Raw genomic sequence first — 24,039 nt, forward strand, 5'->3', positions numbered from 1 at the left:
TCTACCTCAGCTTCAGGGTGGCAAGGCCAACCAGCACGAGAATCACGGTGATGATCCAGAAACGGACGATCACGCGCGGCTCGGGCCAGCCCTTGAGTTCAAAGTGGTGATGGATCGGTGCCATGCGGAACACACGGCGACCGGTGAGCTTGAAGGACGCAACCTGAATGACCACTGACAGGGTTTCCATCACGAACACGCCGCCCATGATGAACAGGACGATTTCCTGACGCACGATTACCGCAATGGTGCCCAGTGCCGCGCCGAGTGCCAGGGCACCAACGTCACCCATGAACACTTGCGCCGGATAGGTGTTGAACCACAGGAAGCCGAGGCCGGCGCCAATCAGTGCGCCGCAGAACACGATCAGCTCGCCCGCGCCCGGTACGTAAGGAATCAGCAGGTACTCAGCGAATTTCACGTTACCCGACAGGTAGCAGAAAATCCCCAGACCGCCGCCGACCATGACCGTCGGCATGATCGCCAGACCGTCGAGGCCGTCAGTCAGGTTGACCGCGTTGCTTGAGCCGACGATCACGAAATAGGTCAGCACGATGAAACCGGCGCCCAACGGAATGCTGTAGTCCTTGAGCATCGGCAGGATCAGCGTGGTTTCAACCGGGGTGGACGCCGTCATATAAAGGAAGATCGCCGCACCGAGGCCGAACACCGACTGCCAGAAATACTTCCAGCGGCTCGGCAGGCCACGCGAGTTCTTCTCGATGACTTTGCGGTAATCGTCGACCCAGCCGATGGCGCCGAACAGCAGGGTCACCAGCAACACCACCCAGACGTAACGGTTGCTGAGGTCGGCCCAGAGCAAGGTGCTGACTCCGATCGACGACAGGATCAGCGCGCCGCCCATGGTCGGCGTACCGGATTTGGACAGGTGCGATTGCGGGCCGTCGTTGCGCACGGACTGGCCGATCTGACGGTTCTGCAGGGTGCGGATCATCCACGGGCCATAGCACAGCGACAAGACCAGCGCGGTCAGCACACCGAGAATCCCGCGCAGGGTCAGGTACTGAAAGACCGCGAAGCCTTTGTAGAACTGTTGCAGATACTCCGCTAGCAGCAGCAGCATTAATGTTTCTCCAGACTGGACCCGCACAGAGCCGCAACGATGTTTTCCATCGCTGCACTGCGCGAACCCTTGATCAAAATGGTGGTGTTTGTGTCCTGCTCGGCGTCGAGGGCTTGGATCAGTTCGGCTTGCGTGCCGAAGTGATGCGCCTGTTCACCGAAAGCGTTCACGGCGTGGACCATGTTCGGCCCGACAGCGTAAAGCGCGGAAACCTTGCCTCGGGCGTACTCGCCCACGTCGCGGTGCCCCTGCTCCGCCCACTCGCCCAACTCGCCGATATCCCCGAGCACCAGGACGGTGCGGCCGGAAAAGCCGGCGAGTATATCAACGGCGGCGCACATCGAGGTGGGGTTTGCGTTGTAAGTGTCGTCGATCACGCGCATGCCGTTTTTCGCCAGTTGCGCGACGGTGCGGCCCTTGACCGGTTGCACCGCGCCAAGCCCGGTGGCGATGCCGAACAGCGACACGCCCAAGGCGTGGGCGGCAGCGGCGGCGGCCATGGCATTGGCGACGTTATGGGTGCCGAGCAGGTTCAACTGCACACGTTCGCTGCCTTCCGGTGTGTGCAGATTGAAGGCCGGGCAACCACGCGCATCGGTGCTCAAGTCGCTGGCGTAGAAATCCGCCCGAATGTTGCTCAGAGCGAAGGTAAGCACTTTGCGAGCGCCTGCACGGGTCTGCCAGATACCGAAGGCCTTGTCATCGAGATTGAGCACGGCGACGCCATCAGCGGCGAGGCCGTCGATGATTTCGCCTTTGGCTTCGACGATTTTTTCCGGCCCGCCGAACTCGCCAACGTGGGCGGTACCGGCGTTATTGAGGATCGCGACGTGCGGCTTGGTCAGGCCCACGGTGTAGGCGATTTCGCCGAGACGCGAGGCACCCAGTTCGATCACCGCCGAAGTGTGCTCCGGGGCGAGTTCGAGCAGGGTCAGCGGCGCGCCGAGGTCATTGTTCAGATTGCCACGGGTGGCCAGCACCGGACCGCGGGTGCGCAGGATGCTCGCGAGCATTTCCTTGACCGTGGTCTTGCCGCTGGAACCGGTCACCGCTGCCACTGGCTGAGTAAAGGCGGCGCGGTTCAAGGCGCCCAACTGGCCCAGCGCCTGACGGCTGTCCTTGACCAGCAATTGCGGCAGCGTGCTGTCGGCGACTTCACGCTCGACCAGTGCAGCAACGGCACCCTTGCCAGCGACATCGCTCAGATAATCATGGCCGTCGAAACGCGGACCGGTCAGGGCGACAAACAATTGGCCCGGCTGGATCGCGCGGCTGTCGATGCTGACGCCATTGAAGCTGGCATCGCTGCCGATCAGACGGGCGTCGAGGGCGTTGGTCAGCTCGCTGAGTGTCAGGGCTTTAAGCATGGGCCACCTCCCACGCGGTCAGGGCATGATCGGCCTCGGCCAGATCGGAGAAGGCATGGCGCACGCCGTTGATTTCCTGGTAGTCCTCGTGACCTTTGCCCGCAAGAACAATCACGTCGTGAGCCGTCGCGCCGGCAATCAATTGCGCAATGGCCTGGCCACGGCCGGCGACGAAGGTGACTTTATCCACAGCGGTGAAACCGGCGCGGATGTCATCGAAGATCACGGCCGGGTCTTCGGTGCGCGGGTTGTCATCTGTGACCAATACTTTGTCCGCCAAACGCTCGACCACTTCGGCCATCAACGGACGCTTGCCGCGATCGCGATCACCGCCGCAGCCGAACAGGCACAGCAACTGACCTTTGACGTGCGGGCGCAGTGCGCTCAGAACTTTTTCCAGCGCATCCGGGGTGTGGGCGTAATCGACCACCACCAACGGTTGTGTGCCGCCACCCAGACGCTGCATGCGCCCGGCCGGACCTTCGAGCTTCGGCAGCACTTTGAGAATTTCGTCGAGGGCGTAATCCAGACCGAGCAAGGCGCCGACGGCCGCCAGTACATTGCTCAGGTTGAAACGCCCGAGCAGCGTGCTGCGCAGATGATGTTCGCCCTGCGGCGTGACCAGCGTGGCGCGCACGCCATGGTCGTCGAACTGCGCTTCGCGGCAAAACAGGTAAGCGCTGCTGTCGAGCAGGCTGTAGGTGATCAGGCGCGATTCGCGTTTTTCCGCGGCCAGTTGCCGACCGAAATCATCATCGAGGTTGACCACACGGCATTTCAGGTCATTCCAGGCGAACAACCTGGCTTTGGCCTCGGCATACGCCTGCATGGTGCCGTGATAATCCAGATGGTCGCGGGACAGATTGGTCATCACCGCCACGTCAAACGCCAGCGCGCTCACGCGGCCCTGATCCAGACCATGGGACGACACTTCCATGGCCACGGCTTTGGCACCGGCCTTTTTCAGGTCGCCCAGGGTTGCCTGCACGGCGATCGGATTCGGCGTGGTATGCAGACCGCTTTCCAGCGCGCCATAGAAGCCGGAACCCAGGGTGCCGACGATGCCGCAATGCTGGCCGAGCAGATCCAGCGCCTGCGCGACCAATTGGGTCACGCTGGTCTTGCCGTTGGTACCGGTCACACCGATCAGATTCAGGTGATGGCTCGGCTCGCCATAAAAGCGCCCGGCGATGTCCGACAACTGCGCCGCCAGACCCTTGACTGGAATCAGCGGCACATCGGTGATCGGCAGCACGGTGGCACCTTCCACTTCATACGCCACGGCCGCGGCGCCGCGTTGCAGGGCATCGGCGATGTGCGCACGGCCGTCGAATTTGCCGCCGGGCACGGCGAGAAACAGATCGCCGGCGCGCACGTTGCGGCTGTCCAGCGCCAATTCACGGATCAACAGATCGTGGCCGGCGTGGGGGAATATCTTGTTCAGACTCAATGACATCAGCCGCGCCCTCCATTGGCTTTCAGCGGAATGACCGGGGTAGCGTTGGCCTGTTGCGTGGTCGGCAGGTTATCCGGGGTCACGTTCATCAGGCGCAGGGTGCCGGACATCACACGGCTGAACACCGGCGCCGAGACCAGACCACCGAAATAGCCGGCCTTGGTCGGCTCGTCGATCACCACCACGATGGCGTAACGCGGATCGCTCATCGGGCCGAAGCCAGCGAACAGCGAGCGGTAGGAGTTTTCCGCGTAGCCTTTGGTGCCGACCGAGGTTTTACGCGCCGTACCCGACTTGCCGCCGACGTGATAAGCCGGCACCTGCGCACGGAACACGCCGCGCGGCGCTTCGATCACTTGCTGCAACATGCCCTGCATGGTTTTTGCCACGGCTTCGGGCAGCACTTGCGCGGTCTGCGGCATCTTGTCGGTTTTGATCAGGGTCAGCGGCGCCAGACGACCGTTGTTGGCCAACGCCGAGAACGCGTGCACCAGCTGGATCGCGGTCACGGAAATACCGTAGCCGTAAGACAAGGTTGCAGTTTCGGCCTTGCGCCATTCGCGGTAATTCGGCAGATTGCCGACACGTTCGCCGGGGAAGCCCAGGCCGGTGTCCTGGCCGAGGCCGACTTTTTGCGCGAGGCGGAAAATCGTTTCGCCGCCGATGTCGAAGGCGACCTTGCTCATGCCGACGTTACTGGAATTGATCAGAATCCCGGTCAGGTCGAGCACCGGACCTTCGCTCTTGGACACGTCTTTAATGGTGTATTTGCCGATCTGCAACGAGCCCGGATACACCTCGACGGTATCGCTCGGTTTCCAGCGACCGGTTTCGATCGCCGCGCTCATCGAGATGGCTTTCATGGTCGAACCTGGTTCGAACACATCGATCATCGCGCGGTTGCGCATCATCGCCGGTTGCAGGTTACGACGGTTGTTCGGGTTGTAGGTCGGCTGGTTGACCATGGCGAGAATCTCGCCGGTCTTCACATCCATGATCACCAGACTGCCGGCCTTGGCGCCGTTCTCGATGATCGCGTTGCGCAGCTCGCGGTTGGCCAGGTATTGCAAACGCAGGTCAATCGACAACGCCAAGGGCTTGCCGGCCTTGGCGTTTTTGGTGACCTGGACATCCTTGATCAGCCGCCCGCGGCGATCCTTGATCACTTGTCGTTTGCCCGGGACCCCGGCCAGCCATTCGTCATAGGCCAGCTCGACACCTTCGCGGCCGTGATCGTCGATATCGGTAAAGCCAACCATGTGCGCGGTGACTTCGCCGGCCGGGTAGAAGCGGCGGAATTCTTCGATGCCGTAAACGCCCGGCACTTTCAGGTCGAGCACAGCCTGGCCCTGCTCGGGGGTCAAGCCGCGCACCAGGTAAATGAATTCTTTATTGGCCTGAGCTTCGAGGCGTTCGGCCAGGGCCTTCGGGTCCTGACCCAGCGCGGCAGCGAGTGCCGGCCACTTCTCTTTGGCCGACTGCATTTCCTTGGCGTTGGCCCACAGCGTGGTCACCGGGGTACTCACGGCCAGAGGCTCGCCGTTACGGTCGGTGATCAGACCACGGTGCGCCGGAATCGGGATGTGCCGCAGACTGCGCGCGTCGCCCTGCCCCTTGAGGAAATCACGGTCGACCACTTGCAGGTCGATGATCCGCCAGCAGATCGCCGCAACCATCAGGCCGAGCAGCGCCACCATCAGGCGGAAGCGCCATGGGAACAGTGCGCCTTCGAGCTTCATCATGGCGCCACCATCTTCACGTCAGCCGCGCCGGGAATGTGCATTTTCAATTGTTCGGTAGCCAGCACTTCGATGCGGCTGTGCGCAGTCCAGGTGCTCTGCTCGAGAATCAGCCGGCCCCACTCGGCCTGCGCCTTGTCGCGCACGCTGAGTTCGTTATAAAGGGTGTTGAGCAACTGACGGTTCCAGTGCGCGCTGTACGACACGGCAATCGCCGAAAAAAGCACGCCGATAAACAACAGCAGCATCAGAAAGCTGCCGCCAGGCAATGGCTTGGCGAAAAGCTTGCTCACCGCAACTTCTCCGCGACACGCATGACCGCACTACGGGAACGTGGGTTGGCTTTGAGCTCGGCGTCCGAGGCCGTCTGCGCTTTGCCGTGGATTTTGATTTTCGGTTCGAAGGCAACGTGGCGCACTGGCAGGTTACGCGGCAGATTGTCGGCCTCGCCCTTGACCAGTTTGCGCATGAACAGTTTGACGATGCGGTCTTCCAGCGAATGGAAGCTGATCACCACCAGACGACCGCCGACTTCCAGCGCATCCAGAGCGGCTTCGAGGCCGGCTTCCAGATCACCCAATTCGTTATTGACGTGAATGCGCAAACCCTGGAATGCGCGGGTGGCCGGGTTCTTGCCCTTTTCCCACGCCGGGTTGGCGACTTTCAGTACTTCAGCCAGATCGGCGGTGCGCTCGAACGGCTTGATATCGCGACGCTCGACCACGGCACGGGCCATGCGCCCTGAAAAACGCTCTTCGCCGTATTCCTTGAACACCCGGGCGATTTCTTCAGCCGGCGCGGTGTTGACGAACTCGGCCGCGCTGATGCCACGGGACGGGTCCATGCGCATGTCCAGCGGGCCGTCGTTGAGGAAACTGAAACCGCGTTCGGCATCATCGAGCTGCGGCGACGACACACCGAGGTCGAGCAGAATACCGCTGACCTTGCCGGCCAGACTCTGTTCGGCAACCACCGAACCGAGCTCGGCAAAGCTGCGCTGCACAACGACAAAGCGGCCGTCTTCGGCCGCTAGCGTTTGCCCGGTGGCAATCGCTTGAGGGTCCTTGTCGAATCCGATGAGCCGACCGTCCGTGCCGAGCTGGCTCAAGATCAGCCGGCTGTGCCCGCCGCGCCCGAACGTGCCGTCCAGATAGCAGCCATCAGGACGTACGGCGAGAGCCTCGACGGCTTCGTCAAGCAGTACGGTGATGTGGTTAAAGCCGCTATCAATAGTCACAGGATCAAATCACGCAGTTCATCAGGCATCGCGCCCGGTTGTTGAATAGCAGCAAGGTCAGCGGCAGACACCGCGTTCCATGCATCCTCGTCCCACAATTGGAACTTGTTCAGTTGGCCTACCAGCATCGCGCGCTTATCCAGCCTGGCGTACTCGCGCAGACGCGGTGGAACCAGAAAACGACCACTGCCATCGAGCTCGAGGTCGACGGCATTACCAATCAGCAAACGTTGCAGGCGACGGTTCTCTTCGCGAAGCGAAGGGAGCGCGCGCAACTTGGTTTCAATGATTTCCCATTCGTCGAGCGGGTAGACACACAAGCACGGGTCGACAGCATCAATGGTCACGATCAATTGGCCGGAACTACGCGAATCGAGCTCGTCACGGTACCGGCTCGGCATGGCGAGACGGCCCTTTGCATCGAGACTGATAGCGTTAGCTCCGCGAAACACGTCTGCGTTTCTCCAATTTTTATCGTTTTGAGCTCAAAAAACCCACTTCATGCCACTTTCCGCCACTTGCGCACACTATAGGAATGCGCCCACCACACCGTCAAGGCGCGGATTAAAGGAAAACCCTTACAGAACGGAGATTTAGCAGCTTAAAAGGAGGCACAACGAGAATCTGACGGGGGCTTTTGACCAATAACCTGATGCAGCACTGAAAGCTGCGCTCGGAAGTTAAAGTAGTTTGTTAAGAGTAAGATTTTTTTGGTATTACAGATGCGCTTCTGCTGTTGATTGAAGCGAGGTGGGAAATGGCTATTACCGCGTTTGCCGCTGCCGGATTTTCAGCCCAGGCCTGCTGATATTACACAGCCCTGTTGCCATTGATTCAAGCAGGGAAAGAAAAGGTGGAGAGTCGATCTGTAAGCCGGGTTCTGTCTTGAACAGTCATTCGTCTACGATGGCCATCACTGGACATCTTTAGCAACCTACCCGGTCCCAGCGCGGGCCACGCCTTGGGACCCTATTTGGTCTTGCTCCAAGTGGGGTTTACCTAGCCACGAACTGTTGCCAGACGTGCGGTGCGCTCTTACCGCACCTTTTCACCCTTACCGGCGCTTGCGCGCTTAGGCGGTTATTTTCTGTGGCACTTTCCGTAGGCTCACGCCTCCCAGGCATTACCTGGCACTTCGCCCTATGGAGCCCGGACTTTCCTCCCCCCCCTAATTTTCATAGAGGGCAGCGACTGTCCGATCGACTCTCCGCCGCGAAGGTTAACGGCAGAGCGGCGGAAGAACAAGCGCTAAAACCCGCAAGACCGCTATGGGCGACGGCTTACACGCCCTTCTGCTTATCCAGCGCAACCTGATAAAGCACGTTTTTGCGCTCTCCGGTGATCTGTGCGGCAAGCGCAGCGGCGCGTTTGAGTGGCATTTCCTCAAGCAGCAGATCGAGGATACGCATCGCCTCGCCGCTGACCGCGTCTTCGGATTCCGGCGCGGTCCAGCCCGCCACCAGCACCACACATTCACCGCGCTGCTGATTGCTGTCCGATTCGACGAATGCGCGCAGCTCGGCCAGCGGCAGGCCCTTGAGCGTTTCGAAGGTCTTGGTGATCTCCCGGGCCAGCAAGGCCTGACGCTCGCCGCCGAACACTTCTTCCATGTCCTGCAGACACTCAAGAATGCGATGCGGGGCTTCGTAGAAGATCAAAGTGCGCGGCTCTTCCTTGACGGCTTCGAGACGAGCCTTGCGCCCCACCGACTTGGCCGGCAGAAAGCCTTCGAAGATAAACCGGTCGGACGGCAGGCCGGCCGCCGACAGCGCCGCGATCAATGCACAGGCGCCTGGCACCGGCACCACATTAATTCCCGCCGCTCGCGCCTGACGCACCAGGTGGTAACCCGGATCGGAGATCAGCGGCGTGCCGGCATCGGAGATCAGCGCCACGTTGTCACCGGCCAGCAGACGGGTGATAAACCGGCTACCTTCATCCCGTTCGTTGTGTTCGTGGCAGGCCGCCAGTGGCGTAGCGATCCCGAAGTGCTGCATCAGCCGCGCCGAGTGCCGCGTGTCTTCGGCGGCAATCAATGCCACTTCGCGGAGGATTTTCAGGGCCCGGGCGCTGATGTCGTCCAGGTTGCCGATGGGCGTCGCCACCACATAAAGCGAGCCAGCAGCGGAATTCAGGGAACCTGGAGCAGTCAAAGCGCACACCTCGTGATCGGTAAAAGCGGCCATTGTAGCGCGTCACGAGGCTTGCGACGTGCTCGCGCCGAGCGCGGTTTTTCGCACAGTTGCGGGCCGCCGCAACATTTACTCCTGCTAAATTGCCCGTTTCACGCCAGTAACATCGCGCCCCGGCCAGTGCTTGGGTACAATTCCACGCTAATTTGATCGAGTATCAGGAACACTTACATGATCGCTTGCCTGCGGCTGTTCACTGCCCTCTGCCTCGCTGCCTTGTTGGCGGCTTGCGCCAGCTCCCCTTCCTCCAGCCTTGGCGAACTTCCACGGACTCCGGATGCCAGCATCGAGCAACTGCTCGAACAGGCGACCCAGGCTAAAACCCCGGAAAAAGCCGCTCTGTTGCGCTTGAGCGCCGCCGACCTTGCCTATCGTCAGGGCAATGCCGGCCAGTCCGCGCAAATCCTGCAACAAGTGCCGGTCGAGCAACTCAAGCCTGGCCAGCAGATTTTCGCCAACACCCTCTCCGCCGAACTGGCCATGACCCGCAACCAGCCGAAAGCTGCGCTGACTGCCCTGAGCCATCCAAGCCTGCAGAAACTTGGCGAAATGCCGGAAGAGCAGCAAGTACGCACCGGCACTGTTCACGCCCGCGCTCTTGAAGCCGATGGCCAGACCCTGGCCGCCGCACGTGAACGCGTGTTCATCGCGCCGATGCTCGAAGGTGAAGCCGCGAGCAAGAACCACGAAGCGATCTGGACCCTGATCGGCTCGCTGCCGGCCGACCAACTGCAAGCCAACAGCACCGACGACCTCGGCGGCTGGATGGCTTTGGCCCTGGCGGTAAAAACCGCTGGCACGCTGGAACAGCAGCAGGCGGCGATCGACAATTGGCGCACACAGAACCCCAAGCACCCGGCCGCAATCAACCTGCCGCTGCCGCTGACCAAACTCAAGGAACTGGCCAGCCAGCCTCTGAGCAAGATCGCCCTGCTGTTGCCGCAGGATGGCCAACTGGCCGCGGTCGGCAAAGCCTTGCGTGAAGGCTTCATGGCGGCGCACTACCAGGCACAACAAGCCGGGCAAAAACCGCCAGCCATCGAGTTCTACGACAGCTCCAGGCTGACCTCGATGGACGAGTTCTACCGCAAGGCCCAGGCTGACGGCGTGCAACTGGTGGTCGGCCCGCTGGAAAAACCGCTGGTCAAGCAACTGAGCACCCGCCCGCAACTGCCGATCACCACCCTTGCGCTGAACTACAGCGAAGGCGATCAGGGTCCGGCGCAACTGTTCCAGTTCGGTCTGGCTGCCGAAGACGAAGCCCGCGAAGTGTCGCGCCGCGCCCGTGCCGATGGCCTGCACCGCGCCGCAATCATGGTGCCGAAAGGCGAATGGGGCGACCGCGTATTGCGTGCGTTCAGCCAGGACTGGCAGGCCAACGGCGGCAGCATCGTCGCTACCGAGCGTGTTGATCAGCCGGTGCAACTGGCCCAGCAGATCGCCGACATGTTCCAGCTGCGCCAGAGTGAAGCCCGCGCCAAGAGCCTGCAGAATGCGGCCGGCACCAACGTCGCCGCGCAGCCTTCGCGTCGCCAGGACATCGAATTCATCTTCCTTGCCGCCACGCCACAACAGGCGCAGCAGATCAAGCCGACCCTGAACTTCCAGTACGCCGGTGACGTTCCGGTCTACGCGACCTCGCACGTGTACAGCGCCAGCGGTGACATCAACCAGTACAACGACATGAACGGCATTCGCTTCTGCGAAACCCCATGGTTGCTGGACACCAGCGATCCGCTGCGTCAGCAAGTGGTTGCCCAGTGGCCGCAAGCCGCCGGCAGCCTCGGCCGTCTGTACGCAATGGGCGTGGACGCCTATCGCCTGGCACCGCGTCTGGGCCAGCTCAAAGCCCTGCCGGACAGCCGCATCGACGGTGAATCGGGCAGCCTCGGCATGACCCAGACCCAACGCGTCGTCCGTCAGTTGCCTTGGGCACAATTCGTCAGCGGCCAGGTGCAGCGCCTGCCGGACACCCCACGCTGATGCCTGACAGGTCACGCTCGCAAAGCGGCAAGGATGCCGAGCGTCAGGCGCTCGAACATCTGCAAAATCAAGGTCTGCGCCTGCTGGCGCAGAACTGGCTCTGCAAACGCGGCGAGCTTGATCTGGTCATGCTTGATGGCGATACAGTAGTATTCGTCGAAGTTCGTTATAGAAAGAACACTCAATGGGGTGGCGCGCTTGCCAGCATCGATGCGCGCAAGCAGCAGAAACTGATTTTTGCCGCGCAGTATTTTCTTCAGCGTGAATCGCGCTGGGCCAATTCCCCCTGCCGCTTCGACGTGGTGGCGATCGACAGCCACCCGGATCAGCTGAACTGGTTGCAGAATGCTTTCGACAGTTGATCGCCGGCGTTGCGACCCGGACAATTCCACCGCCACATTTTGCTCTTTGCTTTGCGGGCTGCACATTCATGTGCCGGACAGCCGCGCTACTTAAGGTCACACAGATGGACATGCAATCCCGAATTCGCCAGCTCTTCCAGGCCAGTATCGACACCAAGCAACAGGCGATGGACGTACTTGCACCGCACATCGAGCAAGCCAGCCAGATCATGGTCAACGCCCTGCTCAACGAGGGCAAGATGCTCTCGTGCGGCAACGGCGGCTCCGCCGGTGACGCGCAGCACTTTTCCTCGGAGCTGCTCAACCGTTTCGAACGCGAGCGTCCGAGCCTGCCGGCGATCGCGCTGACCACCGATACCTCGACGATCACCTCGATTGCCAACGACTACAGCTACAACGAAGTGTTCTCCAAGCAGATCCGCGCACTGGGCCAGCCCGGCGACGTGCTGCTGGCGATTTCGACCAGCGGTAACTCGGCGAACATTATTCAAGCGATCCAGGCCGCACATGATCGCGAAATGATTGTCGTAGCTTTGACCGGACGCGATGGCGGCGGCATGGCGTCGCTGCTGTTGCCCGAGGACGTCGAGATTCGCGTACCGGCCAATGTCACTGCACGTATTCAAGAAGTCCACTTGCTGGCGATCCATTGCCTCTGCGATCTGATCGACAGCCAACTGTTCGGGAGTGAAGAATGACCCCTAATCGCCTTGGCCTTCTGGCCTTGACTCTGTGCCTCGGCATCAGCGGCTGCACCTCGGTGGTGAATGCCAGCCGTGAAGCACCGATCGAAGACGACCGTGGCACGCGCACCTTCGGCAGCAAGATCGACGACTCGTTGATCGAAACCAAGGTCGGCGTGAACATAGCCAAAGCCGACCCGGCGCTGGACAACGATTCGCACATCGTCGTCACCAGTTTCAACGGCGTGGTACTGCTCGCCGGCCAGACCCCGCGCGAAGACCTCAAGGCCAAGGCCGAACAGGCTGCCGCCAATGTGCAACGGGTCAAGAAAGTCCACAACGAGCTGCAAGTGCTGCAGCCTTCGTCCCTGCTGGCTCGACAGAATGATGCGTGGCTGACCACCAAGATCAAGACGCAGATGCTCACCGACGCCAGCATTCCCGGCTCGCGCATCAAAGTCATTACCGAGAACGGCATCGTCTACCTGCTGGGCCTGCTGACCAAACAGGAAGCCACTCAGGCGACCAATCTGGTTCAGGGTGTTTCCGGCGTGCAGAAGATCGTGAAGCTGTTCGAGTACATCGACTGACCACCGAGCGGCAGACACAAAAAAGGCGATCCATCCGGATCGCCTTTTTTATTACTTCACCACTTTCAGGCTTGGCCGGCCGCTGGGGCGCGGTGGCTCGCTGTCCGGTGGCGGCTGGTCGTCATCCTGCTCGATATCGTCGTCGTCATCCAGCGGCGACTCGAGATCGAACACCATGCCCTGACCGTTCTCCCGGGCATAGATGCCCAGAATCGCGCTGATCGGCACGTACAGGCTGTGCGGCACACCACCGAAGCGACCTTCGAACGTCACCACGTCGTTGTCCATGTGCAGATGACGCACGGCGCTTGGCGAGATGTTCAGCACGATCTGCCCGTCGCTGGCGAAACCCTGCGGCACCTGCACCGCCGGGTATTCGGCGTTGACCAGCATGTGCGGGGTGCAATCGTTATCCACAATCCACTCGTAGAGCGCGCGGACCAGATAAGGTCGACTGGAGTTCATAGCGGCTCCTTAAGCCTTAGCGCATGTCGCGTTCGACACCAGACAGACTCGCCTGGAAAGCCTCACGCGCAAACTGGCGCTCCATATAATCAAGCAGCGGCTTGGCCGGCCGCGGCAGTTCAATACCCAGAATCGGCAAACGCCAGAGTATGGGTAATAGGCAGCAATCGACCAGACTTTGTTCCTCACTGAGGAAGAACGGCTTGTCCGCAAACAGCGGCGACACGCCCGTCAGGCTTTCGCGCAACTCCTTGCGCGCCACCACCCGCGCGGCTTCCTTGGCCTTGGGATCAAGAATCAGATCCACCAGACCGCACCAGTCACGCTGAATGCGATGAATCAGAAGACGGCTGTTGGCACGCGCCACCGGATAAACCGGCATCAACGGCGGGTGCGGGTAACGCTCGTCCAGATACTCCATGACCACGGTCGATTCCCACAACGCCAGGTCGCGATCGACCAGCGTAGGCAGGCTGCCGTAAGGGTTCACCTCAATCAGTTTAGGCGGCTGGCGGCCGGCTTCCACGTAAATGATTTCAGCGCTGACACCCTTCTCTGCAAGCACGATGCGCACTCGGTGGGAATAGTGGTCGGCGGGGTCGGAGTAACAGGCCAACCGATTGGTCACGCCCATGGCGATCCTCCTCGCTTGTTGAATTTTTCGGAACCGGAAAAACGCGCGCGCCCAGAGGGCACCTCCCGCAGGGTCTGACCGAGCAGACCCTGCTTTATCGGAGGCACCCTTGGGCGCGCGCGATTAACAGCAATGCTTGAAGCGTATCAGTGCACGTCTTTCCAGTATTCACGCTTGAGCAGGTAGGCGAACACAAAGAAGAACGCCAGGTACAGCAAGACATAAGTACCGATGCGCTGATGTTGCAGCTTAACCGGGTTAGCCGAGTAAGCCAGGAAGGTTACCAGATTCTTGACCTTCTCATCGAACTGCTCTTCGTTCAAAGCACCGGATTTGGGCACGATGGTCAGTTGATCGCAGGCTTCATGGGTCAAAGCCGTGCCGGTCAGCGGATCATATTGCTTCTTGCCGTCTTCGACGATCTGCACCTGCTTGCAACCTACGACCTGGCGACCTTGCAGACCGACGAGCACGTTAGGCATGCCGACGTTCGGGAAGACCTTGTTGTTCACGCCCCATGGGCGCGCCGGATCTTCGTAAAACGACTTCAGGTATCCGTACAGCCAGTCAGTGCCCCGCACCCGGGCCACCAGGGTCAGGTCCGGCGGCGCTGCACCGAACCAGGTTTTGGCGTCAGCCGGCTGCATACCGATGTTCATGTGGTCGCCAATCTTGGCGCCGGTGAACACCAGCTTCTCCAGCATCAACTCGTGGGGAATGCCGAGGTCATCAGCGACCCGCTCGTAACGCTGGAATTTGGCGCTGTGGCAGCCCATGCAATAGTTGGCAAAGGTCCGTGCGCCATCCTGCAAAGCTGCCTTGTCAGAAACATCGATGTCGACTTTTTCCAGTTCCGGACCATGGCCCTCGGCTGCAAAAGTCAGGGAAGGCAGCGCAACAAAAATCAGAGCAAGCAATAACTTTTTCATCAGCCAGTCACCCTTTCCGGTACCGGTTTGGTCTTCTCGAGCCGGGTGTAGAACGGCATCAGAATGAAGTAGGCGAAGTACAGGAAGGTGCAGACCTGCGACAGCAACGTGCGGCCCGGCGTCGGCGCAAGCACACCGAGAATGCCGAGAATCACGAACGAAATGCAGAACACCACCAGCCAGATCTTGCTCAGCCAGCCTTTGTAGCGCATCGATTTGACCGGACTGCGATCCAGCCACGGCAGCACGAACAGCACTGCAATCGCCGCCCCCATGGCGATAACGCCGAGGAGTTTATCCGGCACCGCGCGCAAGATCGCGTAGAACGGCGTGAAGTACCAGACCGGTGCAATATGCTCAGGCGTCTTGAATGGGTTGGCCGGTTCGAAGTTTGGCTTTTCAAGGAAGTAGCCACCCATTTCCGGGAAGAAGAACACAATGAAGCAGAAGATAAACAGGAACACCACGACACCGACAATGTCCTTCACCGTGTAGTACGGGTGGAACGCAATGCCATCCAGCGGGATGCCGTTTTCGTCTTTATGCTTCTTGATATCGACGCCATCAGGGTTGTTTGAACCGACTTCGTGCAGCGCCAGAATGTGCAACACCACCAGACCGAGAATCACGATCGGCAGCGCCACAACGTGCAGTGCGAAGAAGCGGTTCAAGGTGATGCCGGAGATCAGGTAGTCACCACGAATCCACTGGGTCAGGTCGTCGCCGATCAGCGGAATCGCGCCGAACAGCGAGATGATCACCTGCGCGCCCCAGTACGACATCTGGCCCCACGGCAGCAGATAACCCATGAACGCTTCGGCCATCAGCGCCAGGTAGATCAGCATGCCGAACACCCAGACCAGCTCGCGCGGTTTCTGGTACGAACCGTAGAGCAGGCCACGGAACATGTGCAGGTACACCACGATGAAGAACGCCGAAGCGCCGGTCGAGTGCAACAAACGCAGGATCGAGCCGTACTCGACGTCACGCATGATGTATTCGACGGAAGCAAACGCCTCTTCTGCCGACGGCGTGTAGCTCATGGTCAGCCAGACGCCTGTGACAATCTGATTGACCAGCACCAACAGCGCCAGAGAGCCGAAGAAATAGAAGAAGTTGAAGTTTTTCGGAGCGTAATATTTGCTGAGATGGTCTTCCCACATCTTGGTTGCAGGAAAGCGCGCATCAACCCAATCCATGAACTTGCTCATCACGCTTTCTCCGTATCGACGCCAATGACAATCAGGTCATCGGTCTCATAGGAATGCGGGGGAACTGGCAGGTTCAAAGGCGCAGGTTGCGACTTGTAGACGCGGCCAGCCAGATCGTAGTGGGAACCGTGGCAAGGGCAGAAATAACCGCCTACCCAGTCTTTGCCCAAATCCGCAGGTGCCACTTCGGGACGGAAAGTCGGTGAGCAACCCAGGTGCGTGCAGATCCCGATCAGCAGCAGAATTTCCGGCTTGATCGAGCGCACTTCAGGGTCGACATAGGTAGGTTGCGTAGAGTTTTTCGAGGTCGGATCGGAGAGTTGGCCCTCGATCTTTTTCAGATTCCCCAGGATTTCCTCGGTACGGCGGACAATGAACACCGGCTGGCCGCGCCATTCAGCAATCATTTGCTGGCCTGGCTCGATTTTGCTGACATTCACTTTCACCGGTGCGCCGGCGGCTTTCGCCTTGGCGCTGGGAAACCATGACCCTACGAACGGGACCGCAGCCCCCACCGCTCCTGCAGCACCGACCACGGATGTGGCTGCCACCAGGAAGCGACGCCGGCCTGCATTCACGCCGTCATTGCTCATTCAGTCCTCTCCCATCAGCTTTTTTGGCCTGTTAAATCAGGCGTCTACTAAATAAACCGCGTGCTACTTATAAAAATTTTGCCGAATGGTAATGAAAAGCCCCAATTCTGACAAGGGAATTACCCGGAGCTCTCCACCCCTAAGCCTTGCAGTATAGGGGGTCTGCGAATGAGGCAAGTTGTCACAGCGCAATTCTTTCTGGAAAAAATGCAGGCATAAAAAAACGCCCGATTCCGTGAGGAATCGGGCGTTCTTTTTTGAACGTGGAAGCGGTATTAACGCTTCGAGTACTGCGGACGCTTACGCGCTTTACGCAGACCCACTTTCTTACGTTCAACTTCACGGGCGTCGCGGGTAACGAAGCCAGCTTTGCGCAGAGCGCTACGCAGGGTTTCATCGTAGTCCATCAGAGCGCGAGTGATGCCGTGGCGGATTGCGCCAGCCTGACCACTTACACCACCGCCGATCACGGTGACGTAGATGTCGAACTTCTCGACAGTCTCGGTCAGCTCCAGCGGCTGACGAACTACCATGCGGGCAGTTTCGCGGCCGAAGAAGTTATCCAGCGAACGGTTGTTGATGGAGATGTTACCAGTACCCGGACGCAGGAAAACGCGTGCGGTTGCGGTCTTGCGACGGCCAGTGCCGTAATTTTGAGTCGCCGACATAATGTACTATTCCGTTAAAACTTCAGTTCTTGGGGCTGCTGAGCAGTATGTGGGTGAGCAGCGCCCGCATAGACTTTCAGCTTACGGTACATGTCGCGACCCAGTGGGTTTTTAGGCAGCATGCCTTTAACCGCGGTCTCGATCACGCGCTCAGGGGCCTTGGCGATCAGCTTTTCAAAGTTGATCGACTTGATGCCGCCCGGGAAACCGGAGTGGGAGTAGTACATTTTGTCAGTGGTTTTAGCGCCGGTAACACGGATTTGCTCGGCGTTGATGACGACGATGTAGTCGCCGGTGTCAACGTGAGGAGTGTACTCAGGCTTGTGCTTGCCACGCAGACGGCTCGCGATTTCGGTGGCCAGACGACCCAGGGTCTGACCAGCAGCGTCGACGACAAACCAGTCGCGCTTTACTGTTTCCGGTTTAGCAGTAAAAGTTTTCATTCTTTATAGCCTCAGGGGCCGCCTGTAAATAAGACGGCGGATCTTACTGAATAGTGCGTACTTTGACAAGTCAAAGGCAGCCGGATACAGACGCTTTCGGGGGCTCGGGTCGGCGCGTCCGTTCAACGGCAAGATTCTTCGGCGGCGGCGCATCACTTCCACTGCAGAAAGAGGTCGGCAATTATGCAGATTGCGAAAAATATTTCAACCTGCTTTTATGATTGTTTTGCCCAAGGAGCACCCGATGGACTATCGCCAGCTAGGCCGTACCGACCTGAACGTGAGTGCAATCTGCCTCGGCACCATGACCTGGGGCGAGCAGAACACTGAAGCTGAAGCCTTCGCCCAGATCGAACGCGCCAAAGAGGCCGGGATCAATTTCCTCGACACCGCCGAGATGTACCCGGTGCCGCCGAAAGCCGAAACCTACGCCACTACCGAGCGCTACATCGGCAATTACTTCAAGAGTCGCGGCGACCGCGCCGACTGGATCCTCGCCAGCAAGATCGCCGGCCCGGGCAACACCATCGACTACATTCGCGACAAAAACCTGCGCCACAACCGCCAGCACATCACCGAAGCGCTGGACGGCAGCCTCAAGCGCCTGCAGACCGATTACATCGATTTGTATCAACTGCACTGGCCGGAACGCAGCACCAACTTTTTCGGACAGCTGGGCTACCAGCACAAGATCGAAGCCAACCTGACGCCGCTGGAAGACACCCTCGAAGCCCTCGATGAGCAAGTGAAAGCCGGCAAGATCCGCCACATCGGCCTGTCCAACGAGACGCCGTGGGGCACCATGCGCTTTCTGGCCTTGGCCGAAGCCCGTGGCTGGCCGCGTGCGGTGTCGATCCAGAACCCGTACAACCTGCTCAACCGCAGTTTTGAAGTCGGCCTGGCGGAAATCGCCATCCGCGAACAATGCGGGCTGCTCGCCTATTCGCCGCTGGCGTTCGGCTTCCTCTCCGGCAAGTACGAGGGCGGCGCGCGCCCGGCGAAAGGTCGCCTGAGCCTCTACAGCCGCTTCAGCCGCTATTTCAACCCGCAGTCAGAGGCAGCGTGCAGCCGTTACGTTGCCCTGGCCCGTGAGCACGGCCTGGATCCGGCGCAGATGGCCCTGGCGTTCGTCAATCAGCAAACGTTCGTCACCAGCAACATCATTGGCGCGACAACGCTCGAGCAACTGGACAGCAACATTGCCAGTTTCGATCTGAAACTTTCCGATGAAGTGCTGGCCGGGATCGAGGCGATTCACAAGGATCATCCGAATCCGGCGCCATAACTGACCGGCAAAAGCTTCGCGAGCAGGCTCACTCCTACAGGGGAACGCATTCCAGAATGTAGGAGTGAGCCTGCTCGCGATAGCGGTCTGTCAGTCGCGCGAGGGTCAAAGCGACCGCGCAATGATCTCCTTCATGATTTCATTGGTCCCGGCATAGATCCGCTGCACCCGCGCATCCGCCCACGCCCGGGCCACCGGGTATTCCCACATGAAGCCGTAGCCGCCGTGCAACTGCACGCATTCATCGAGCACCTTGCACTGCAGGTCGGTGCCCCAGTATTTAGCCATCGCCGCCGTCGGCACGTCGAGTTTGCCCTGCAGGTGCAGTTCCAGACAGCGGTCAACGAACACCCGGCCGATCTGGATTTCCGTAGCCATCTCGGCCAGTTTGAAGCGGGTGTTCTGGAAATCGGCAATCGACTTGCCGAACGCCTTGCGATCGCGGGTGTAGTCGAGCGTCCACCGCAACGCCGCTTCGGCCGAGGCGAGGCCTCCAATCGCCACGGTCAGGCGCTCCTGCGGCAATTCCTGCATCAGATAAGCGAACCCTGCCCCGGCCTGCCCCAGCAGATTTTCCTTCGGCACGCGTACGTCCTGGAAGAACAACTCCGACGTGTCCTGCGCCTTCATGCCAACCTTCTCCAGACGCTTGCCCTTCTCGAAGCCCGGGGTGTTCGCCTCCACCAGAAACAGACTGGTGCCCTTGGCGCCGGCCTTCGGATCGGTCTTGGCGACCACGATCACCAGGTCGGCAAGAAAGCCGTTGGTGATGAAGGTTTTCGAGCCGTTGATCACGTACTCGTCGCCGTCCAGCACCGCCGTGGTTTTCACCCCTTGCAGATCGGAGCCTGCACCCGGCTCCGTCATGGCGATCGCCGTAACCATCTCGCCAGAAACCAGTTTCGGCAGGTATTTGTGCTTCAGCGCTTCACTGCCGTAATGCAGGATGTACGGCGCGACGATGTCCGAATGCAGGGAAAACCCGATCCCGGTCAAACCCAGCCTGCCAACCTCTTCGATGACTACCGCGCTGTAGAGAAAATCCGCGCCCAGCCCGCCGTATTCCTCCGGCAGATGCGAGCACAACATCCCCGCCTCGCCCGCCTTGTTCCATAGCTGGCGGTCGATGTGGCCTTGTTTTTCCCAATGCGCGTGGAACGGCACGGCTTCTTTTTCGAGGAAGGTTCGTACGCTGTCGCGGAACAATTCGTGCTCTGCGCTGAACAAGGTTCTGGGGATCATGCGGCACCTGTCTTTCTTGTTGGAGGGATACGTCCTTCAGAGACTATGCGCCGCCAGCGTCACGGGACACTGGACACATCCGACAAAAAATAAGACGATCCAGCCGTCTGGTGACCACTTTCCCTTATAAAAACAAAACAAAAGTTGAATTATGTCCAAGCACGTCTCCACGCCCTTGCGGCGCGTCAGCATCCTGGCAATCGACCGGGTTTTCGCTTCCACCCTCATGCAAGCCAAGGATTTCTTCCATCTGGCCAGCCTGCGTTATGGCAAACAACTGGGCCAGGGCCTGACACCGGCGTTCGAAACACGCCTGGTCAGCCCCGACGGCAAACCGGTAAACAGTTTCAGTGACGTAATAATGCCGGTCGATGGCGGTCTGGAAAACGCTGATGTCATTATCCTTCCAGCGTTCTGGGATGACTTCGACACGCTGTGCAGCCGTTACCCGCAAGTCCTGCCATGGCTGCGAGAGCAACACGCCCGTGGCGCAGTGTTATGCGGCGAAGCGACCGGGGTGTTCTGGCTGGCGGAAGCGGGTTTGCTCAATGGCAAGGAAGCGACCACCTACTGGCGTTTTTTCAATGCTTTCGCCGAGCGTTTCCCCAAGGTTTATCTGAATCAGGACAAACACCTGACCGATGCCGACAACCTGTATTGCGCCGGCGGCACTACTTCAGCCTGCGACTTGTACATTTATCTGATCGAACGCTTTTGCGGCGCCAACGTGGCGCAAGCCGTGGCTCGCGACATTCTTTACGAAGTGCAGCGCAGCTATTCGCCGGGACGCATCGGTTTCGGCGGGCAGAAGCTGCACCAGGATGTGATCATCCTGCAGATCCAGCACTGGCTCGAAGAGCATTTCGCCGACAAGTTCCGCTTCGAGGACGTGGCGCGCGAGCACGGCATGAGCATCCGCAATTTCATGCGCCGTTTCCAGACCGCCACCGGCGACAAGCCGCTGCATTACCTGCAACGCCTGCGCATCGAAACCGCCAAGGGCTTGCTGTCGGGCAGCCGCAAGAGCATCAAGACCATCAGCTATGAGGTCGGTTACGACGACGCAAGCTTCTTTGCGCGGCTGTTCCGCCAGCACACCGAATTGTCGCCGAACCAGTATCGGCAGCAGTTTCAGCAGGCTGCATAAGCCCCTGCCCATACACAAACCCATGTAGGAGTGAGCCTGCTCGCGATCGCGTCCGTCCATGCAGCCTTTATGTGACTGATCCACCGCTATCGCGAGCAGGCTCACTCCTACAGGGTATTGCGGTGAATTCTGGATATAAAAAAAGCCTGCAATCGCAGGCCCTTTTTTTGTAATGCGAAGCTGTTTAAGGCTTGTGCGCCCGCGACAGGAATTCGTGGGATTGCATCTCGAGCAGACGGCTCAGCGTACGCTGGAATTCGAAGGTCAGGCGGCCGCCGGTGTACAGATCCTTCAGCTCGACTTCGGCAGAAATGATCAGCTTGACGTTGCGGTCGTAGAACTCGTCGACCATGTTGATGAAGCGTCGGGCGATGTCGTCGGTGGTGACGCTCATCTGCTCGACACCGCTGAGCAACACGGCGTGGAAGATCTTGCCCAGTTCGATGTAATCGTTCTGGCTGCGCGGGCCGTCGCACAGTTCGCGGAAGTCGAACCAGGCCACGTCGTCACAAGTGCGCAGCGCACGGATTTCGCGGTTCTCGATGATCAGCACATCGTTTTCGACTGCTGCTGTGCACTCCGGCGTCAGCGCCTTGAAGCTCTTGCGCAGGCTTTCATGGGCGGCTTCGTCGAGCGGATAGTGAAACAGCTCGGCTTGTTCGAGGTGGCGCAGACGATAGTCGACCCCGCTGTCGACGTTGACGATCTCGGTGTTCTGCTTGATCAGCGCAATCGCCGGCAGGAAACGCGCGCGTTGCAGGCCATCCTTGTACAGACCGTCCGGGACGATGTTCGAGGTCGCGACCAGGGTCACGCCATTCTTGAACAACTCTTCCATCAAGGTGCCGAGGATCATCGCGTCAGTGATGTCGGAAACGAAAAATTCATCGAAGCAGATCACCCGCGACTCGGTCGCGAAGCGCTTGGCGATGATGGTCAGCGGGTTTTTCTCGCCGCCGAGGGTTTTCATCTCTTCGTGCACGCGCTTCATGAAACGATGGAAGTGGGTGCGGGTCTTTTCCTTGAACGGCAGCGCTTCGAAGAAGGTGTCGACCAGGTAAGTCTTGCCGCGACCTACGCCGCCCCAGAAATACAGGCCCTTGACCGGCGTTTGATCCTTTTTGCCAAACAGCTTGCCGAGAAACCCCGGCTTGTTCTGGTCGGCGGCGATCAGGTCGTCGTACAGACGCTGCAAATGACGCACAGCGGTTTCCTGCGCAGCGTCATGGAAGAAGTCCGGGCGTTTCAGATCTGCTTGATATCGTTCTAGGGGCGTCATAATTCGTTAGCAAGGCAACAAAAACGGGCCGTCACTGTAGCGACGGCCCGCAGGAATGGCAATCGACCCTTGGTCGGGCCGTGCCGCCGATTATTCTTGGATTGGATTGAATGCTCGGCGTACTGCTGCGATTCCTGCATCCCGGGAGTCGTCATCATCGAATGCCGGACCGTCCGCTACATGCTCTCCCCCTACCCAGACGGAAAACTTGGAGTGAAGCTCATTGCGTATCTCGTACGCGTGGCCCGATTGCAACGATTTGACTACTGCACCTGCAGCTTTGCCATCTTCGAAGTCCAATGAGCGCAACATTTCCACTCCCTCCGGAGAGAGAAGACGAAAGCGAAAACTTCCATCATCATCACGGAAGCTGACGAAACGTGCGGCTTTGGCGGCTTTCTTCCTGGTGGTTGCGGCGACCTGCACCTGGTTGACGAACGAACGCAGGCCAACCGCTTCACGCAATTCATTGAGGAACGGCGTGGCCACGGCACGGGCCTTTTTCGCGCCGATCTGCAGGATATCTTCCAGATCCGCCGGGCGTTCGATCAACTGGTGATACTTGTTGCGCGCTTCGCCGAGTTCGTTGTCGAGCAACCGGAACAGACGGTTCTTCGCCTCGCCCCAACCCAGACCACCAAGCAGTTCGCTGCGGAATTCGTCAGCCTGTGCCGGTGTGGCGAACGCCGTGAACAGGGTGAACAGATGCGAGTTGTCCGGATCCTTGGCTTCGCCCGGGGCCTTGGAATCGGTGACGATCCGCGAGATCGCGTCCTTCATTTCCTTGGCGCTGGAGAACAACGGGATGGTGTTGTCGTAGCTCTTCGACATTTTGCGACCGTCGAGGCCCGGCAGGGTCGCCACGCTTTCCTCGATCAACGCTTCAGGCATGGTGAAGAACTCCTTGCCCTGGCCGAACAGATGGTTGAAACGCTGGCCGATATCCCGGGCCATTTCCACGTGCTGGATCTGGTCGCGGCCGACCGGCACCTTGTGCGCGTTGAACATCAGAATGTCTGCGGCCATCAGCACCGGGTAGCTGTAGAGACCCATGGTGATACCGGCATCCGGGTCTTCACCGGTCTCGACGTTCTTGTCCACCGAGGCCTTGTAGGCGTGCGCACGGTTGAGCAGGCCCTTGGCGGCAACACAGGTCAGCAGCCAGGTCAGCTCGGGGATTTCCGGAATGTCGGACTGACGGTAAAAGGTCACGCGGTCGACATCCAGGCCACCGGCCAGCCAGGTCGCGGCGATTTCCAGACGCGAGCGCTGGATGCGCAGCGGGTCATCGCATTTGATCAGGGCGTGGTAGTCAGCCAGGAAGTAGAACGAATCGGCATTGCTGTCGCGGCTGGCGAGGATCGCCGGGCGGATCGCGCCGGCGTAGTTGCCCAGATGCGGCGTGCCGGTGGTGGTGATGCCAGTGAGGATGCGGGTACGGTTGGTCATG

Annotated in this window: 24 protein-coding genes and 1 other RNA gene; 6 read left to right on the forward strand and 19 right to left on the reverse strand. The window is 59.7% G+C overall.

The window, feature by feature from the left end:
* Position 1 precedes the first annotated feature (1 nt).
* The 9 genes from mraY to rsmI form a co-directional block, all read right to left on the reverse strand.
* On the reverse strand, positions 2 to 1,084 hold the full coding sequence (gene mraY / locus BLU52_RS19825) for a phospho-N-acetylmuramoyl-pentapeptide-transferase (RefSeq protein ID WP_090286123.1): 1,083 nt from the start codon (positions 1,082 to 1,084) through the stop codon (positions 2 to 4).
* Positions 1,084 to 2,451, reverse strand: coding sequence for a UDP-N-acetylmuramoyl-tripeptide--D-alanyl-D-alanine ligase (locus BLU52_RS19830; RefSeq protein ID WP_090286125.1), 1,368 nt, complete (start codon positions 2,449 to 2,451; stop codon positions 1,084 to 1,086). Before BLU52_RS19830 ends, mraY begins: the two co-directional genes overlap by 1 nt.
* Positions 2,444 to 3,907, reverse strand: a complete 1,464-nt coding sequence (locus tag BLU52_RS19835) for a UDP-N-acetylmuramoyl-L-alanyl-D-glutamate--2,6-diaminopimelate ligase (protein ID WP_090286127.1) — start codon at positions 3,905 to 3,907, stop codon at positions 2,444 to 2,446. The genes BLU52_RS19830 and BLU52_RS19835 overlap by 8 nt, the downstream gene beginning before the upstream one ends.
* Positions 3,907 to 5,646, reverse strand: a complete 1,740-nt coding sequence (locus tag BLU52_RS19840; RefSeq protein WP_197677988.1) for a peptidoglycan D,D-transpeptidase FtsI family protein — start codon at positions 5,644 to 5,646, stop codon at positions 3,907 to 3,909. The genes BLU52_RS19835 and BLU52_RS19840 overlap by 1 nt, the downstream gene beginning before the upstream one ends.
* Entirely contained in the window at positions 5,646 to 5,939 is a 294-nt protein-coding gene (gene ftsL, locus BLU52_RS19845) for a cell division protein FtsL (protein WP_016773269.1), read from the reverse strand. The genes BLU52_RS19840 and ftsL overlap by 1 nt, the downstream gene beginning before the upstream one ends.
* Positions 5,936 to 6,883: a 16S rRNA (cytosine(1402)-N(4))-methyltransferase RsmH gene (gene rsmH / locus BLU52_RS19850; RefSeq protein ID WP_167359907.1), complete on the reverse strand. Its 948-nt coding sequence runs from the start codon at positions 6,881 to 6,883 to the stop codon at positions 5,936 to 5,938. The genes ftsL and rsmH overlap by 4 nt, the downstream gene beginning before the upstream one ends.
* Positions 6,880 to 7,335, reverse strand: coding sequence for a division/cell wall cluster transcriptional repressor MraZ (gene mraZ / locus BLU52_RS19855; protein WP_090286131.1), 456 nt, complete (start codon positions 7,333 to 7,335; stop codon positions 6,880 to 6,882). Before mraZ ends, rsmH begins: the two co-directional genes overlap by 4 nt.
* Positions 7,336 to 7,736: 401 nt before the next feature.
* Positions 7,737 to 8,090: RNase P RNA component class A (rnpB, locus tag BLU52_RS19860), an RNA gene on the reverse strand.
* A gap of 73 nt (positions 8,091 to 8,163) precedes the next feature.
* Positions 8,164 to 9,069: a 16S rRNA (cytidine(1402)-2'-O)-methyltransferase gene (gene rsmI, locus BLU52_RS19865; protein ID WP_090286134.1), complete on the reverse strand. Its 906-nt coding sequence runs from the start codon at positions 9,067 to 9,069 to the stop codon at positions 8,164 to 8,166.
* Positions 9,070 to 9,246: 177 nt separating this feature from the next.
* Here rsmI and BLU52_RS19870 point away from each other — a divergent pair, with 177 nt between their 5' ends.
* From BLU52_RS19870 to BLU52_RS19885, 4 genes are all read left to right on the forward strand, one after another.
* Positions 9,247 to 11,058: a penicillin-binding protein activator gene (locus BLU52_RS19870; RefSeq protein ID WP_090286136.1), complete on the forward strand. Its 1,812-nt coding sequence runs from the start codon at positions 9,247 to 9,249 to the stop codon at positions 11,056 to 11,058.
* Entirely contained in the window at positions 11,058 to 11,420 is a 363-nt protein-coding gene (locus tag BLU52_RS19875) for a YraN family protein (RefSeq protein WP_090286138.1), read from the forward strand. The genes BLU52_RS19870 and BLU52_RS19875 overlap by 1 nt, the downstream gene beginning before the upstream one ends.
* A 104-nt stretch (positions 11,421 to 11,524) precedes the next feature.
* Positions 11,525 to 12,118 carry a phosphoheptose isomerase gene (locus BLU52_RS19880; protein ID WP_008082788.1) on the forward strand — a complete coding sequence of 198 codons (594 nt, stop codon included), beginning with the start codon at positions 11,525 to 11,527 and terminating at the stop codon, positions 12,116 to 12,118.
* Positions 12,115 to 12,693, forward strand: a complete 579-nt coding sequence (locus BLU52_RS19885) for a BON domain-containing protein (protein ID WP_090286140.1) — start codon at positions 12,115 to 12,117, stop codon at positions 12,691 to 12,693. The genes BLU52_RS19880 and BLU52_RS19885 overlap by 4 nt, the downstream gene beginning before the upstream one ends.
* 51 nt (positions 12,694 to 12,744) lie before the next feature.
* On the opposite strand, the gene BLU52_RS19890 is transcribed toward BLU52_RS19885, so the two are convergent.
* From BLU52_RS19890 to rplM, 7 genes are all read right to left on the reverse strand, one after another.
* Positions 12,745 to 13,158: a ClpXP protease specificity-enhancing factor gene (locus BLU52_RS19890; RefSeq protein ID WP_090286142.1), complete on the reverse strand. Its 414-nt coding sequence runs from the start codon at positions 13,156 to 13,158 to the stop codon at positions 12,745 to 12,747.
* 16 nt (positions 13,159 to 13,174) lie between these two features.
* Positions 13,175 to 13,792 carry a glutathione S-transferase N-terminal domain-containing protein gene (locus BLU52_RS19895; protein ID WP_090286143.1) on the reverse strand — a complete coding sequence of 206 codons (618 nt, stop codon included), beginning with the start codon at positions 13,790 to 13,792 and terminating at the stop codon, positions 13,175 to 13,177.
* 146 nt (positions 13,793 to 13,938) lie between these two features.
* Complete coding sequence (locus BLU52_RS19900; RefSeq protein ID WP_090286145.1) at positions 13,939 to 14,721, reverse strand: cytochrome c1; 783 nt, start codon at positions 14,719 to 14,721, stop codon at positions 13,939 to 13,941.
* Positions 14,721 to 15,932 (reverse strand): cytochrome b, encoded by a 1,212-nt coding sequence (locus BLU52_RS19905; protein ID WP_042608381.1) that lies wholly within the window; start codon positions 15,930 to 15,932, stop codon positions 14,721 to 14,723. The genes BLU52_RS19900 and BLU52_RS19905 overlap by 1 nt, the downstream gene beginning before the upstream one ends.
* On the reverse strand, positions 15,932 to 16,525 hold the full coding sequence (petA, locus tag BLU52_RS19910) for a ubiquinol-cytochrome c reductase iron-sulfur subunit (RefSeq protein WP_007917031.1): 594 nt from the start codon (positions 16,523 to 16,525) through the stop codon (positions 15,932 to 15,934). Before petA ends, BLU52_RS19905 begins: the two co-directional genes overlap by 1 nt.
* 275 nt (positions 16,526 to 16,800) lie before the next feature.
* Positions 16,801 to 17,193 (reverse strand): 30S ribosomal protein S9, encoded by a 393-nt coding sequence (gene rpsI, locus BLU52_RS19915; RefSeq protein WP_003228056.1) that lies wholly within the window; start codon positions 17,191 to 17,193, stop codon positions 16,801 to 16,803.
* A 14-nt stretch (positions 17,194 to 17,207) separates the two neighbouring features.
* Positions 17,208 to 17,636 carry a 50S ribosomal protein L13 gene (gene rplM, locus BLU52_RS19920; protein WP_007917032.1) on the reverse strand — a complete coding sequence of 143 codons (429 nt, stop codon included), beginning with the start codon at positions 17,634 to 17,636 and terminating at the stop codon, positions 17,208 to 17,210.
* A gap of 244 nt (positions 17,637 to 17,880) precedes the next feature.
* Between rplM and BLU52_RS19925 the strand changes: the two genes are divergently transcribed.
* Positions 17,881 to 18,921 (forward strand): NADP(H)-dependent aldo-keto reductase, encoded by a 1,041-nt coding sequence (locus BLU52_RS19925; protein WP_090286147.1) that lies wholly within the window; start codon positions 17,881 to 17,883, stop codon positions 18,919 to 18,921.
* Between the two features lie 105 nt (positions 18,922 to 19,026).
* Here the strand turns inward: BLU52_RS19925 and BLU52_RS19930 are convergent, their stop codons facing one another.
* A complete protein-coding gene (locus tag BLU52_RS19930; protein ID WP_090286149.1) occupies positions 19,027 to 20,163 on the reverse strand; it encodes an acyl-CoA dehydrogenase family protein in 1,137 nt (378 codons plus the stop codon).
* Between the two features lie 250 nt (positions 20,164 to 20,413).
* On the opposite strand from BLU52_RS19930, the gene BLU52_RS19935 reads away from it, so the two are divergent.
* On the forward strand, positions 20,414 to 21,310 hold the full coding sequence (locus BLU52_RS19935; RefSeq protein WP_197677989.1) for a GlxA family transcriptional regulator: 897 nt from the start codon (positions 20,414 to 20,416) through the stop codon (positions 21,308 to 21,310).
* A gap of 184 nt (positions 21,311 to 21,494) precedes the next feature.
* Here the strand turns inward: BLU52_RS19935 and zapE are convergent, their stop codons facing one another.
* Entirely contained in the window at positions 21,495 to 22,589 is a 1,095-nt protein-coding gene (zapE, locus tag BLU52_RS19940; RefSeq protein WP_090286153.1) for a cell division protein ZapE, read from the reverse strand.
* A gap of 90 nt (positions 22,590 to 22,679) precedes the next feature.
* Positions 22,680 to 24,038 carry a tryptophan--tRNA ligase gene (locus tag BLU52_RS19945; RefSeq protein ID WP_090286154.1) on the reverse strand — a complete coding sequence of 453 codons (1,359 nt, stop codon included), beginning with the start codon at positions 24,036 to 24,038 and terminating at the stop codon, positions 22,680 to 22,682.
* Between the last annotated feature and the right edge of the window lies 1 nt (position 24,039).

The organism is Pseudomonas granadensis (genome assembly GCF_900105485.1).
Lineage (GTDB): Bacteria > Pseudomonadota > Gammaproteobacteria > Pseudomonadales > Pseudomonadaceae > Aquipseudomonas > Aquipseudomonas granadensis.